Raw genomic sequence first — 12774 nt, forward strand, 5'->3', positions numbered from 1 at the left:
GTGGTCGCAGCGTATCTCTCCCATGGGACTCCGGGGGTTTCCGTGAGTGCATATCGGCGTATCGTCCTGATCGCGATCGCCGGAGCACTGATCATCTCCACCTCCGCGCCCCTGGTGCGGCTGTCCGGGGCGTCGCCCGCGACGTCGGCGTTGTTCCGCTGCGCGTACGCGGCGCCGCCCATGGTGCTGCTCGCCTGGCTCGAACGGCGGAAGCTGGGGCCCCTGCCCTGGCGGAACGCGCTGCCGGCCTGGGCGGCGGGCGTGCTGTTCTCGCTCGACCTGCTGTTCTGGCACCAGTCGATCAAGCTGGTCGGCGCGGGCCTGGCGACCGTGCTGGGCAACCTGCAGGTGTTCATCGTGGCCTTCGCCGCCTGGGGCCTGTTCCGCGAGCGCCCGTCCAACCGGCTCATGGCGAGCACGCCGATCGTCTTCGGCGGGGTCGTGCTGATCTCCGGGGTGTTCGACGGCGCGGCGTACGGGCTCGACCCCGTCATGGGCGCCGTCACCGGGCTGGCGACCTCCGTCGTGTACGCGGCCTACCTGCTGCTCATGAAGGCCGGGCCGGGCCGGACGGCCGGGCCCCTGGCGCACGCGACCGTCGTGGCCACCGTGCTGATCGCCGCGCTCAGCCCGCTGTTCGGCGGCGCCGACCTGGCGCCGGAATGGCCGGCGCACGGGTGGCTGCTGCTGCTCGCGCTGGGGCCGCAGGTGGCCGGATGGCTGCTGATCACGTACTCGCTGCCCAGGCAGCCAGCGGCGCTCACGGCGCTGCTGCTGCTCGTGCAGCCGATGACCACGGTCGCCATCTCCACGCTCACGCTGGGGGAGCGGCCCTCCGCGCTGCAGCTCGCCGGGTGCGCCGCCGTCGTGCTCGGCGTGCTGTACGGCTCCCGCGGCCCTCAGCCCACGCGGGCCGGCGCCGAGCAGGACGAGCAGGTGCCGAAGACCTCGACCGTGTGAGTGATCTCGGTGAAGCCGTGGTCGCTGCCGACGGCCTCCGCCCAGCGCTCGACGGCCGGCCCGGCCACCTCGACCGTGTGCCCGCAACGGCGGCAGACCAGGTGGTGGTGATGGTCGTCGCTGGCGCACGCCCGGTAGACCGACTCGCCCTCGTCGGTGCGCAGCACGTCGACCTGGCCGCAGTCGGCCAGCGCCTGCAGCGCCCGGTAGACGGTGGTCAACCCGATCTTGGCGCCGTGCAGGCGCATCTCTGCATAGACGTCCTGGGCGCTGCGGAACCCCTCGCTGCGGCGAAGGGTGTCGTGCACGGCATCGCGCCTCGTCGTCATGCGACCTCCTCGACACGGACATGTGGTCGCCGGCTCACTGGGGACTCCTGGATACGGCCTCGCCGTACGAATTTACCGACAGCCAGGGCCAGGACGAAGCCGGCGAGGGCGAGAAGCACGATCGCCGCGCCCGGAGGCACCCGCGACGACATCGTCGAGGCCAGCAGACCGCCCACCGAGGCCAGCACGCCGAACAGCATCGCCAGCCCCATCGTGGCCCGGAAGCCCCTGGTGAGCTGCTGGCTCGTGGCCACCGGGATCACCATCAGGGCGCTGACCAGCAGCAGGCCGACCACGCGCATGGCGATGACCACGGTGAGCGCGGCGGTGACCGCGATCAGCAGGCTGAGGAAGCGCACCGGCAGGCCGCTGGCCTTGGCCATCTCCTCGTCCTGGCAGAGCACGAACAGCTCCCTGCCGAAGACGACGACCACGCCGATGACCGCCACGGCCAGCGCGCCGATGATCCAGATGTCCTCCCGCGTGACGCTGGCGATGGCGCCGAACAGGTAGGAGTTCAGCTTGGCGTTGCTGCCGCCGGGGGCGATGCCCATGAGCATGACGCCGCCCGCGATGCCGCCGTAGAACAGCAGGGCGAGCGCGACGTCGCCGCTGGTCCGGCCCCGGGCCCTGACCAGCTCGATCGCCACCGCGCCCAGCACCGAGACGACCACGGCCGTCAGCACCGGCGCCGTGCCGGTCAGGAAGCCCAGCGCCACGCCGGTCAGCGCGACGTGCCCGATGCCGTCGCCGAGCAGCGACAGCCTGCGCTGCACGATGAACGTGCCCACCGCGGGCGCGCACAGCCCCACCAGCAGCGCGGCGATCAGCGCGAGCTGGAAGAGGTTCTCCTGCAGAAGGTCGATCATCGCGGTTCTCCCTGCCAGCCGGTCAGCGGGCCGGCTGGCGGCTCCTCGGCGTGCGGATGCTGGTGCTCGTGTCCCGGCCTGGCGCACTCGCCCTCGGGCCGCGGCGGCTCGCCGTCGTGCGCGACGCGGCCCTCGCGGACCACGACGCCGCGGGTGATCAGCGGCTCCAGCGGGCCCAGCTCGTGGGCGACCAGGACGATCGTCTTGCCGTCGCGGACCAGGCCGCCCAGCGTGTCGGCCAGCAGTTGCTGCGTCTCGGCGTCGACGCCCGCCGTGGGCTCGTCCATCACGTACGTGTCGGGCTCCCCGGCCAGGGCGCGGGCGATGAGCACGCGCTGCTGCTGGCCGCCGGAGAGCGACTGCACGGGGTCGCCGGCCCGGCCGGTCAGGTCGACCGCGTCGAGGGCGTGCGCGACCGCCGCCCGGTCGGCCGCGCTGGTCCTGCGCAGCCGGCTCTGCCTGGCGACGCGGCCCGAGGCCACGACCTCGCGGACGGTGGCGGGCACGCCGCCGCCGACCTGGAGGCGCTGCGGCACGTAGCCGATGCGCCACCAGTCGCGGAACCGGGCGGGCGGGGAGCCGTACAGGAGAGTCTGGCCGCCGGACAGCGGGGTGAGGCCGAGCAGCGCGCGGACCAGGGTGGACTTGCCCGAGCCGTTGGCCCCCAGGAGGGCCACCACCTCGCCGGGGCAGACGGTCAGGTCGACGCCGCGCAGGATCTGCCGGCCGTCGAAGCTGACCCGGCCGCCGGTCATCGCGAAGGCCGTCTCGCTCATGCCGCACACCCCAGAGCCGTCCGGAGGGTCTTGAGGTTGTCGCGCATGGCCGTCAGGTAGTCGCCGGCGGGCTTGCTCTCCAGCGGGTCGAGCACGGCCGTCTTAGCGCCGACCTCGCCGGCCAGCACCTCGGCCACCTTCGGGCTCACCAGGGACTCGGTGAAGATCGTGGTGGCGCCCTCGGCCCTGGCCAGCGCGGCCACCTCCGACAGGCGCTTGGGCGACGGCTCGGTCTCGGGGTCGAGCGTGATGCCGACCTGCTTGAGCTTGTAGCGGTCGGCCAGGTAGCCGAACGCCTCGTGCGCGGTGACCAGCGTCTTGCCGGCGCAGCCGGCCAGGCCCTTGGCGAACTCCTGGTCGAGGCCGCCCAGCACGCCCGCCGCCGTGGCGGCGCGGTCCTTGTACGCCTGCGCGTGGGCGGGGTCGGCGGCGGCCAGCCGCTCGCCCAGCTTTCCGGCGACCGTGGCCAGCCGGGACGGGTCGAGCCAGATGTGCGGATCGTAGGAGACGCCGTGCTCCTCCGCGTGGCCCTCCTCATCGGCGTGCCCGCCCGCCGGGATCGTCGTGACGACGGCGGCGGCGTCGAAGGCGGTGTCGGCGGAGACGGCGTCGTCGACGGCCGGCTGCACGCCCTTGACGTAGACGGTGAGGGCGGCGTCCTGGAGCTTGGTCATCTGCTGGATGCCCAGCTCCAGGTCGTGCGGCTCGACGCCGGGCGCGGTCAGGACGGTCACGTCGGCGTCGGGCCCGGCCACCTGCTCCGTGAGCCACTGGAGCGGGTAGAAGGCGGCGATCACCGCGGGCCTGCCGCCCGCGGTGGTCTCGGTGCTCTCCGCGGCCCCGGCGCCACAGGCGGACGTGGCCAGCAGGGCTGCTCCGGCGAGGAAGGTTACGGCGCGCATTGGGGGCGTACGGGACATCACGCCCTCAAGTATGGGGAAAATGAAAATGATTGTCAAAATCTCCGGCGGGCCGGACTAGAACGGCGGGCCGGACTAGAACGCCCCAAACCGGTCAGCCGCCAGGAGCGCCAGGAAGACCAGCATCACGACCCGCAGCAGCCGCCCGCCGATGCCCAGCGACGGCCACGACAGGTACGCCAGCCACCCGACGAACGCCAGCACCACCAGCGCCGCCACGCCGCCCAGCCAGTTGGCCAGCGCGAAGGCGGCCAGCAGCAGGATCACCAGCACGGTGGGGGCCGCCCACCTGGGCACCTGCGTGAACAGAAACGTCATCGGGACCGCGCTGCGCCGCTCGACGGCCTTGCGCGCGCCGCCCGCGCCCGGCGTGAAGAACTGCTCGCCCTGGGGCAGCGGGCGCTTGTTTTTGGAGGCCACGTCGAGAGCCTATGGGAGTTCGCCTGACAGCAGGGTGCGCACCTCTAGGCTGGGCTGGTGCTCGCCGTGATCCGATACACCGTGCCAGAGTCCCAGTCCCAGGACTTCCTCAAGCAGGGCCACGCCATCCTCGACACCTTCGCCGCCCAGCCGGGTTTCCACCGCGGGCGGCTGGCCCGTTCGGTCGACGAGCCCAACCTGTGGGCGCTGGTCAGCGAATGGGAGGGCGCCGGGTTCTACCGCAGGGCGCTGTCGGCCTCCAGGATGGTCATGTACCCGTTGATGATCCTCATGGTCAACGAACCCAGCGCGTACGAGGACGTGTACACGCAAGAGGGTGCGTAGCGATACTCGCGCGCGGGACCGGGTGAGCGTCCCCTAAGCTGGGATCTCACCGAATTCACTCGCCGACCTCCAGCCGGAAAGAGACGCAACCAAAATGGCACGACGCACCGACGTCATGGACACCATCGTCAGCCTCGCCAAGCGCCGCGGGCTCGTTTACCCGTCGAGCGAGATCTACGGCGGACTTCGCGCGTCGTGGGACTACGGTCCTCTGGGTGTCGAGCTGAAGAACAACGTCAAGCGGCAGTGGTGGCTGTCGATGGTCCAGTCGCGCGACGACGTGGTGGGCCTCGACTCCTGCGTCATCCTGGCCCCCGAGGTCTGGCGGGCCAGCGGCCACGTCGAGACCTTCACCGACCCGCTGACCGAGTGCCAGTCGTGCCACAAGCGCTTCCGCGCCGACCACCTCGTCGAGGCGTACGAGGAGAAGAACGGCAAGGAGCCCGAGAACGGCCTGGCCGACATCACCTGCCCCAACTGCGGCAACAAGGGCACCTTCACCGAGCCCCGGCAGTTCAGCGGCCTGCTCAAGACCTTCCTCGGTCCGGTGGAGGACGAGTCGGGCCTGGCCTACCTGCGCCCGGAGACCGCCCAGGGCATCTTCATCAACTACCTCAACGTGCAGCAGTCGGCGCGCAAGAAGGTCCCGTTCGGCATCGGCCAGGTCGGCAAGTCCTTCCGCAACGAGATCACCCCGGGCAACTTCATCTTCCGCACCCGCGAGTTCGAGCAGATGGAGATGGAGTTCTTCGTCAAGCCCGGCACCGACGAGGAGTGGCACCAGTACTGGATCGACGAGCGGTTCCGCTGGTACTCCGACCTGGGCATCAACAAGGACAACCTGCGCCTCTACGAGCACCCGCAGGAGAAGCTGTCCCACTACGCCAAGCGCACCGTCGACGTCGAGTACCGCTTCAACTTCCAGGGCTCGGAGTGGGGCGAGCTCGAAGGCATCGCCAACCGCACCGACTTCGACCTCACCGCCCACTCCAAGGCCTCGGGCGTCGACCTGAGCTTCTTCGAGCAGGACACCGGTGAGCGTTACGTCCCCTACGTCATCGAGCCGGCCGCCGGCGTCGACCGGGCCACGCTGACCTTCCTGCTCGACGCCTACACCGAGGACGAGGCGCCCAACGCCAAGGGCGTCCTGGAGAAGCGCACGGTGCTGCGGCTCGACCACCGGCTCGCGCCGGTCAAGGCCGCGGTGCTGCCGCTGTCGCGCAACGCCGACCTGTCGCCGAAGGCCCGCGACCTGGCCGCGCAGCTGCGCAGGCGGTGGAACGTCGAGTTCGACGACGCGGGCGCGATCGGCCGCCGCTACCGCCGCCAGGACGAGATCGGCACCCCGTTCTGCATCACCGTCGACTTCGACACCCTCGAAGACCACGCGGTGACGATCCGCGAGCGCGACAGCATGGCCCAGGAGCGCATCGCCATCGACCAGGTCGACTCCTACCTGCGCCAGCGTCTCAACGACTGACCCCGGCTTCACCTGTCAGCGCCGCCCCGGCTCTCCTGCCGCGGGCGGCGCTCGCATTTTCCAGCCAGACCGCAGGACACGCCGGGTCGGTCAGGACGGGTGGCGGCCGAACCAGGTCAGCACGTAGTCGTAGGCCTGCGAGGCGGCCCGTTCGTCGTAGCGGGGGCCCGTGTCGTTGAAGAAGGCGTGGCCGACGCCGGGGACGGTCACCAGCTCGTGGGTGAGCCCGGCCTTCGTCAGCGCCGCCTCGGCCGCGTCCCTGGTGGCGTTGACGCGGTCGTCGTGCTCGGCGTAGATCGCCAGCACGGACGCCTTGGCCTCGGTCAGGTCCGCGTCGTCGGGCAGCGGGCCGTAGAAGGGCGCCGCGGCGGCCAGCCGGGTCTCCCCGGACGACAGCAGCAGCCACGTCATCCCGCCGCCGAAGCAGAACCCGATCATGCCCAGCCCGGCGCCCTCGGCCCGCTTCTCCAACTCGTCGACGGCCGCCTTCATGTCGGCCACGAAGCGTTCCTGGGGGATCTCGCCCAGCTTGGCCGTGACCTGCGCGGTGTCGGCGAACGCGGCCGTGCCGCCGTCCCGGGAGAGCAGGTCGGGCGCCAGGGCCGAGTAGCCGCCGGCGGCCAGGCGGCCGGCGACCGAGCGGATGTGGTCGGTCAGCCCGCGGTTCTCGTGCATGACCAGCACCGCGCCCTTGGGGACGGCGGCGGGGGCCCAGGCGGCCCGCAGGGTGGTCCCGTCCGGGCCGGGGAACGTGATCTCCTGTGTGGGCAGCGGGGCCGGGCCCGCGGGGATGGCCGTGCCGGACGGCGAGGCCGCGAGCGGTGGAGGCGTGCTCGCCGGGTCGGTGTCGGGAGTGGCGCCGCAGGCGGCGAGGAGAGCAGCGGCGGCGGGGAGGGTGAGCCCGAGGAGGCCCAGGCGGCGCAGGGCCTCGCGCCGCGAGATCAGGCCCTCTACGTGGTCGAGTGCCACTTCTTCTGCCAAATATCGCTGGAAGGGCGTCATGGTCGAAAGATCTAACCGTGAACACCGAAAAATCGTGTAAAGGCGATAGTTATGTGGTTTTTCGCTGGCGTTTGGTGAGGTGGCGCTGGAACCGGGAACGCCGCTCCGGCCCCATGGCGTGACTCCTCATCCGGAACTATGGTCAAGATCATGCGACTGCTGGTGGTCGAGGACGAGGAAGACCTGGTCGACGCGTTACGGGTGGGTCTGGTCCGGGCGGGCTACGCGGTGGACGTGGCCTACGACGCGCCGTCGGCGCACGAGAAGCTGGAGGTCAACACCTACGACCTGGTGCTGCTCGACCTGAACCTGCCCGGCGGCGACGGCTTCGAGCTCTGCCGTTCGGTACGGGCCGCCGGCCGCGGGGTGCGGATCATCATGGTCACCGCCCGCGACCGCCTCGACGACCGGGTGCGCGGCCTCGACGAGGGCGCCGACGACTACCTGGTCAAGCCGTTCGCCTTCCCCGAGCTGCTGGCCAGGGTGCGGGCGCTGCTGCGCAGGGACACCGGCGGCACCGCCGTCCTCCAGGTGGGCGGGCTGCGCATCGACACCGCCCGCATGGAGGTGTCCCTCGACGGCCGCTCCCTGGCCCTGACCCCCAAGGAGTACGGCGTGCTGCACTACCTGATGACCCGTCCCGGCCACGTGGTCTCCACCGAGGAGCTGCTCGAACACGTCTGGGACGAGCACGCCGACCCGTTCACCAACACCGTCCGGGTCACCGTCGGCAACCTGCGCCGCAAGCTCCAGGAGGACGGCCTCATCGAGACGGTGATCAGCCGCGGCTACCGGCTCAGGGAGCCGGCGTGATCCACACCATCCGATTCCGGCTCACCGTGCTCTACTCGGGGCTGCTGTTCGTGCTGGCCGCGCTGGTGCTGGGCGGCATCTACGTCGCGGTCTCCAAGACCACCGAGGAACGCCCGTACTCGACCGAGTACGCCAAGGCGTACCGCGGCAACCAGTACGTGGGCAAGCAGGAGGTCGTCTTCATCGAGGAGGTCGAGAACGAGGTCAACATCAGGACGCTGGCCACGCTGCGCGACTACTCGCTGGCCACCCTGGCCGGGCTCTACCTGGCGTCCCTGGGCATCGGCTGGGTGTTGTCGGGACGGGTGCTGCGTCCGGTCCGGTCGATCACCCGGACGACGGAGGAGATCCAGGCGACCGACCTGACGCGGCGGATCAGGCTGGGCGGCTCGCGCGACGAGCTCAAGGACCTGGCCGACACCATCGACACCATGCTCGACCGGCTGGAGGAGGCGTTCAGCGCCCAGCGCCGGCTGATCGACGACGCCTCGCACGAGCTGCGCAGCCCCCTGACGATCATCCGGGCCAACGTGGACGCCGTGCTCGCCTCGCCCGACGCCAGCGAGGCGGAGCGGGCCAGGGCCGTGCAGATCGTGGACCGGGCGACCACCCGCATGACCAGGCTTGTGGAGGACCTGCTGGCCAGCGCCCGGCGGCAGGCGACCGCGTTCGCCGACACCGACCTCGACCTGAGCAGGGTGGCGCGGGAGGCGTGCGAGGAGTACGCGGCGCCGGCCGCCGCCCGCGGCCTGACGATCACCCGCGGGCTGGACCGGAACCTGGAGATGACCGGCGACCAGGACGCGCTGCGCCGGGCCGTGGCCAACCTGCTGTCCAACGCGGTGCGCCTGACCCCGCCGGGCGGCGGCGTCCGGGTGGAGGCCGGCCGGTCGGGCGGCTGGTTGTGGGTCGCGGTCAGGGACGACGGGCCCGGCCTCGGCGTGGCCGAGCAGGAGCGGGTCTTCGACCGGTTCTGGCGCGGCGAGGCCAGCCGGCGCGACCGGCACACGGGGCTCGGCCTGGCCATCGTCCGGCAGATCGTGGAGTCGCACGGGGGACGGGTGGCGGTGTTCTCCAGGCTCGGGCAGGGGGCCACGTTCGTGTTGTGGCTGCCGCCGCGCGACGGCGCGCCGGGCCCGGCGCCCGAGACCAACCCCATCCCCACCTGACCGCCCCGCCGGACCGCCCCCGCCTGACTGACCGCCCGCCCTTCCCAACCGCCTCGCGGGGCCCGCGTCGTGGGGCCCGCGCCGTGGGGCCCGCGCCGACGCGGGCCTGTGCGTCCTACTCCACCACGCGCCCGACGAGCTGCCCGTCCCGCGCCACCGCCACGCAGTACGCCGTGCGGTGGCGCGGCCACTCCTCCTCCAGCGGCGGTAACGCGGTCACCTTGACCTCGCTCCGCCTGCCCGGCGCGATCCGCAGCCGCGGCGCGCAGAAGTCCGTGGCCTGCCGCCTGGCCTGCTCGGCGCCCGGCCACGCCCCCTCCGGCACGACGTAGATCATGCCGAACTCGGCCGCGTGCGGGTTGCCGCACGGCACGAGCGTCGCGATCAGGTCGTCGGGGATGGACACGAGGCAGTCGCCCGGCCGGAGCTGGGTCGCGTGCCGCTGTTCCGCTCCCGGCACCGTCGACCCCCCGGAGGGCTCGGGCGTTCCCGAGCCGCAGGCGGACAGCGCCAGGACCAGGCAGGCGGCCATCAGACCTCGGGGCGTCGTGCGGGGCATGCGAGCAGAGTGTCATGCCTCGATCACGTCCATATCGCGGAACGACCCGAGGTGGGTCACGTTGAGCGATCACGACGTCCGCCGGCCGGTCGCGGGGGCAGGAGGTCCAGGTAGATCACCGTGTCCGCGGAGGGCTTGGCCGATCCCGCGACGAAGCCTGCACGACGCTTTGGCTTGCCGCGAGCCGCCATGGGCGTCTCCTGGCGGGACCGGATCCGATTCCCCACCTCTCGCTCCTCTTTCTCAAGAATTGGTGTAAACCAATTGGTATAAACCAATTTATCGGGCAGCGGTCCTATAATTGGATTAGACCTGTCACGGGCGGTTGACCTGCAAAAACGATGACTTAACCGAGGAGTGCAGTTTCATCATCAATTTCGCCGGTAGAGTCCCGGGCAGAAGCGTTGGATTGGAGCTGTGGTGGCCAAGTACGTTTACGACTTCACCGAGGGCAACAGGAATCTCAAGGATCTTCTCGGTGGAAAGGGCGCGAATCTCGCCGAGATGACGAATCTCGGGCTGCCCGTCCCCCCCGGATTCACGATCACCACTGAAGCCTGCCGTCACTACCTGACGGAAGGCGCTCTTCCCGACGGCCTGGAGCGCGAGGTCGCCGAGCACCTGGACGCCCTGGAGGCCCAGATGGGCCGCCGGCTCGGTCAGGCCGACGATCCGCTGCTGGTCAGCGTACGGTCGGGCGCGAAGTTCTCCATGCCGGGCATGATGGAGACGGTCCTCAACATCGGGCTCAACGACGAGTCGGTGCACGGCCTGGCCAAGCAGGCGGGCGGCAACGACCGCTTCGCCTGGGACTCCTACCGCCGGTTGATCCAGATGTTCGGCAAGACCGTGCTGGGCCTCGACGGCGACCTGTTCGAGCACGCGCTCGACGAGCTGAAGGGCCGCCGCCAGGACACCGACCTCGACGCGGGCGAGCTGCAGGGTCTGGTCGAGACCTACAAGGGCATCGTCCGGGAGCAGACCGGCAAGGACTTCCCCGCCGACCCCCGCGAGCAGATGCGGCTGGCCGTCATGGCGGTCTTCGACTCGTGGAACGCCCCGCGCGCCGTCCTCTACCGCCGCCAGGAGCGCATCCCGGCCGACCTCGGCACCGCCGTCAACATCGTGGCCATGGTCTTCGGCAACGTCGGCAACGACTCCGGCACCGGCGTCGCCTTCACCCGCGACCCCGGCTCCGGCCAGCAGGGCATCTACGGCGACTACCTGCAGAACGCCCAGGGCGAGGACGTCGTCGCCGGCATCCGCAACACCATCCCCCTCCAGGAACTCGAACGCCTCGACAAGCGCTCCTACGACGAGCTGCTGCAGATCATGGAGACGCTGGAGAACCACTACAAGGACCTGTGCGACATCGAGTTCACGATCGAGCGCGGCAAGTTGTGGATGCTCCAGACGCGGGTCGGCAAGCGCACCGCCGCGGCCGCCTTCTGCATCGCCACCCAGCTCGTCGACCAGGGCCTGATCACCCTCGACGAGGCCGTCACCCGCGTCACCGGCGACCAGCTCGCCCAGCTCATGTTCCCCCGCTTCGACGGCGGCGCCGAGAAGAAGAAGATCGCCAAGGGCATGAACGCCTCGCCGGGCGCCGCCGTGGGCAAGGTCGTCTTCTCCTCCGAGCGCGCCGTCGAGTTGGCCGGGCAGGGCGAGGACGTCATCCTCGTCCGCCGCGAGACCAACCCCGACGACCTGGCCGGCATGATCGCCGCCAAGGGCATCCTGACCAGCCGCGGCGGCAAGACCTCGCACGCCGCCGTGGTCGCCCGCGGCATGGGCAAGACGTGCGTGTGCGGCGCCGAGGAGCTGGAGGTCTCCACCGGCGAGCGCAGGTTCACCGCCCCCGGCGGCGAGGTCGTCGCCGAAGGGGACGTGATCTCCATCGACGGCACCACCGGCGAGGTCTACCTCGGCGAGGTCCCGGTCGTGGACTCGGCCGTCGTCGAGTACTTCGAGGGCGCGCAGCCGGACGACGACCTGGTCAGGGCCGTGGACCGGATCATGGGCCACGCCGACTCCGTGCGCCGGCTCCGCGTCCGCGCCAACGCCGACACCCCCGAGGACGCCGCGCGGGCCCGCCGCTTCGGCGCCCAGGGCATCGGCCTGTGCCGCACCGAGCACATGTTCCTCGGCGAGCGCCGCCAGCTCGTCGAGGACCTGGTCCTGGCCGACGGCGACCAGGAGCGGCAGGCCGCGCTCGACGCCCTCGAACCCCTGCAGAAGGCCGACTTCATCGGCATCTTCAAGGCCATGGGCGGCGACCCGGTCACCATCCGGCTCATCGACCCGCCCCTGCACGAGTTCCTGCCGGACCTGGTGGACCTGTCGGTCAAGGTCGCCACCTCGCCCGACGTGACCGACAAGGACCGCAGGCTGCTGTCCGCCGTCAAGAGGCTGCACGAGCAGAACCCGATGCTGGGCCTGCGCGGCGTGCGGCTCGGCCTGGTGATCCCCGGGCTGTTCGCCATGCAGGTGCGGGCGATCGCCCAGGCCGCGGCCGAGGTCCCGGGCGCGCGTCCGGAGATCATGATCCCGCTGGTGGCGTCGGTCCAGGAGCTGGAGTCCGTACGCGAGGAGGCGACCAGGATCCTCGCGGAGACCGGCGTCGAGGCGCTGATCGGCACCATGATCGAGGTGCCGAGGGCGGCGCTGACGGCGGGCCAGATCGCCGAGGCCGCCGAGTTCTTCTCCTTCGGCACGAACGACCTGACCCAGATGACCTGGGGCTTCAGCCGCGACGACGTCGAGGCCGCCTTCTTCTCGCGCTACCTGGAGCTCGGCATCTTCGGCGTCAGCCCGTTCGAGACCCTGGACCGCGACGGCGTCGGACGGCTGGTCAGGATCGCCGTCGAGGAGGGCCGCGCGGCCCGCCCCGACCTGCACGTCGGCATCTGCGGCGAGCACGGCGGCGACCCCGACTCGGTGCACTTCTGCCACGAGGTCGGCCTCGACTACGTCTCCTGCTCCCCGTTCCGCATCCCGGTGGCCCGGCTGGAGGCCGGCCGCGCCGCCCTGACCGACACCGACTCCGACACCCGCTGACGAGTGCGGCGGCCGGGGCCCCGGGCCCTGGCCGCCCCTACCCGCGGCGCCGGTTGGCCAGCGCCACGGCGGTGA

At 71.2% G+C, this 12774-nt stretch carries 13 protein-coding genes; 6 read left to right on the plus strand and 7 right to left on the minus strand.

The window, feature by feature from the left end; all coding sequences use genetic code 11:
- Positions 1–42 precede the first annotated feature (42 nt).
- A complete protein-coding gene (locus tag ACFYUV_RS27490; RefSeq protein ID WP_387672588.1) occupies positions 43–960 on the plus strand; it encodes a DMT family transporter in 918 nt (305 codons plus the stop codon).
- Here ACFYUV_RS27490 and ACFYUV_RS27495 read toward each other — a convergent pair.
- The 5 genes from ACFYUV_RS27495 to ACFYUV_RS27515 form a co-directional block, all read right to left on the minus strand.
- A complete protein-coding gene (locus ACFYUV_RS27495) occupies positions 900–1289 on the minus strand; it encodes a transcriptional repressor (protein WP_352323403.1) in 390 nt (129 codons plus the stop codon). The genes ACFYUV_RS27490 and ACFYUV_RS27495 overlap by 61 nt on opposite strands.
- Positions 1286–2158, minus strand: coding sequence for a metal ABC transporter permease (locus tag ACFYUV_RS27500; protein WP_352323402.1), 873 nt, complete (start codon positions 2156–2158; stop codon positions 1286–1288). Before ACFYUV_RS27500 ends, ACFYUV_RS27495 begins: the two co-directional genes overlap by 4 nt.
- Positions 2155–2934, minus strand: coding sequence for a metal ABC transporter ATP-binding protein (locus tag ACFYUV_RS27505; RefSeq protein WP_387672591.1), 780 nt, complete (start codon positions 2932–2934; stop codon positions 2155–2157). Before ACFYUV_RS27505 ends, ACFYUV_RS27500 begins: the two co-directional genes overlap by 4 nt.
- A complete protein-coding gene (locus ACFYUV_RS27510; protein ID WP_387672594.1) occupies positions 2931–3836 on the minus strand; it encodes a metal ABC transporter substrate-binding protein in 906 nt (301 codons plus the stop codon). The genes ACFYUV_RS27505 and ACFYUV_RS27510 overlap by 4 nt, the downstream gene beginning before the upstream one ends.
- 93 nt (positions 3837–3929) lie before the next feature.
- A complete protein-coding gene (locus ACFYUV_RS27515; protein WP_387672597.1) occupies positions 3930–4274 on the minus strand; it encodes a DUF6703 family protein in 345 nt (114 codons plus the stop codon).
- A 57-nt stretch (positions 4275–4331) separates the two neighbouring features.
- On the opposite strand from ACFYUV_RS27515, the gene ACFYUV_RS27520 reads away from it, so the two are divergent.
- A complete protein-coding gene (locus ACFYUV_RS27520; protein ID WP_352352524.1) occupies positions 4332–4619 on the plus strand; it encodes an antibiotic biosynthesis monooxygenase in 288 nt (95 codons plus the stop codon).
- Between the two features lie 94 nt (positions 4620–4713).
- Positions 4714–6099: a glycine--tRNA ligase gene (locus tag ACFYUV_RS27525; protein ID WP_387672600.1), complete on the plus strand. Its 1386-nt coding sequence runs from the start codon at positions 4714–4716 to the stop codon at positions 6097–6099.
- A 90-nt stretch (positions 6100–6189) separates the two neighbouring features.
- Here the strand turns inward: ACFYUV_RS27525 and ACFYUV_RS27530 are convergent, their stop codons facing one another.
- The gene (locus ACFYUV_RS27530) at positions 6190–7101 is read right to left on the minus strand and encodes a dienelactone hydrolase family protein (RefSeq protein ID WP_387672603.1); all 912 of its coding nucleotides are present in this window, start codon (positions 7099–7101) and stop codon (positions 6190–6192) included.
- Between the two features lie 150 nt (positions 7102–7251).
- On the opposite strand from ACFYUV_RS27530, the gene ACFYUV_RS27535 reads away from it, so the two are divergent.
- Together ACFYUV_RS27535 and ACFYUV_RS27540 are read left to right on the plus strand one after the other, a co-directional pair.
- Positions 7252–7914 (plus strand): response regulator transcription factor, encoded by a 663-nt coding sequence (locus ACFYUV_RS27535; RefSeq protein ID WP_352323395.1) that lies wholly within the window; start codon positions 7252–7254, stop codon positions 7912–7914.
- Positions 7911–9083, plus strand: coding sequence for an ATP-binding protein (locus ACFYUV_RS27540; RefSeq protein ID WP_387672606.1), 1173 nt, complete (start codon positions 7911–7913; stop codon positions 9081–9083). Before ACFYUV_RS27535 ends, ACFYUV_RS27540 begins: the two co-directional genes overlap by 4 nt.
- A gap of 115 nt (positions 9084–9198) precedes the next feature.
- Here the strand turns inward: ACFYUV_RS27540 and ACFYUV_RS27545 are convergent, their stop codons facing one another.
- The gene (locus ACFYUV_RS27545; protein WP_387672609.1) at positions 9199–9642 is read right to left on the minus strand and encodes a hypothetical protein; all 444 of its coding nucleotides are present in this window, start codon (positions 9640–9642) and stop codon (positions 9199–9201) included.
- A gap of 420 nt (positions 9643–10062) precedes the next feature.
- Between ACFYUV_RS27545 and ppdK the strand changes: the two genes are divergently transcribed.
- The gene (gene ppdK / locus ACFYUV_RS27550) at positions 10063–12699 is read left to right on the plus strand and encodes a pyruvate, phosphate dikinase (protein WP_387672611.1); all 2637 of its coding nucleotides are present in this window, start codon (positions 10063–10065) and stop codon (positions 12697–12699) included.
- Positions 12700–12774 lie beyond the last annotated feature (75 nt).

This window comes from Nonomuraea sp. NPDC003560 (assembly GCF_042878785.1).
In the GTDB taxonomy this organism is placed as follows: Bacteria; Actinomycetota; Actinomycetes; order Streptosporangiales; family Streptosporangiaceae; genus Nonomuraea.

What these genes read in the sequence shown, in the direction of transcription:
- ACFYUV_RS27495 (WP_352323403.1), bottom strand. Translation starts at nt 1,289, where the DNA reads ATGACGACGAGGCGCGATGCCGTGCACGACACCCTTCGCCGCAGCGAG.
- ACFYUV_RS27500 (WP_352323402.1), bottom strand. Translation starts at nt 2,158, where the DNA reads ATGATCGACCTTCTGCAGGAGAACCTCTTCCAGCTCGCGCTGATCGCC.
- ACFYUV_RS27505 (WP_387672591.1), bottom strand. Translation starts at nt 2,934, where the DNA reads ATGAGCGAGACGGCCTTCGCGATGACCGGCGGCCGGGTCAGCTTCGAC.
- ACFYUV_RS27510 (WP_387672594.1), bottom strand. Translation starts at nt 3,836, where the DNA reads ATGCGCGCCGTAACCTTCCTCGCCGGAGCAGCCCTGCTGGCCACGTCC.
- ACFYUV_RS27525 (WP_387672600.1), top strand. Translation starts at nt 4,714, where the DNA reads ATGGCACGACGCACCGACGTCATGGACACCATCGTCAGCCTCGCCAAG.
- ACFYUV_RS27530 (WP_387672603.1), bottom strand. Translation starts at nt 7,101, where the DNA reads ATGACGCCCTTCCAGCGATATTTGGCAGAAGAAGTGGCACTCGACCAC.
- ACFYUV_RS27535 (WP_352323395.1), top strand. Translation starts at nt 7,252, where the DNA reads ATGCGACTGCTGGTGGTCGAGGACGAGGAAGACCTGGTCGACGCGTTA.
- ACFYUV_RS27545 (WP_387672609.1), bottom strand. Translation starts at nt 9,642, where the DNA reads ATGCCCCGCACGACGCCCCGAGGTCTGATGGCCGCCTGCCTGGTCCTG.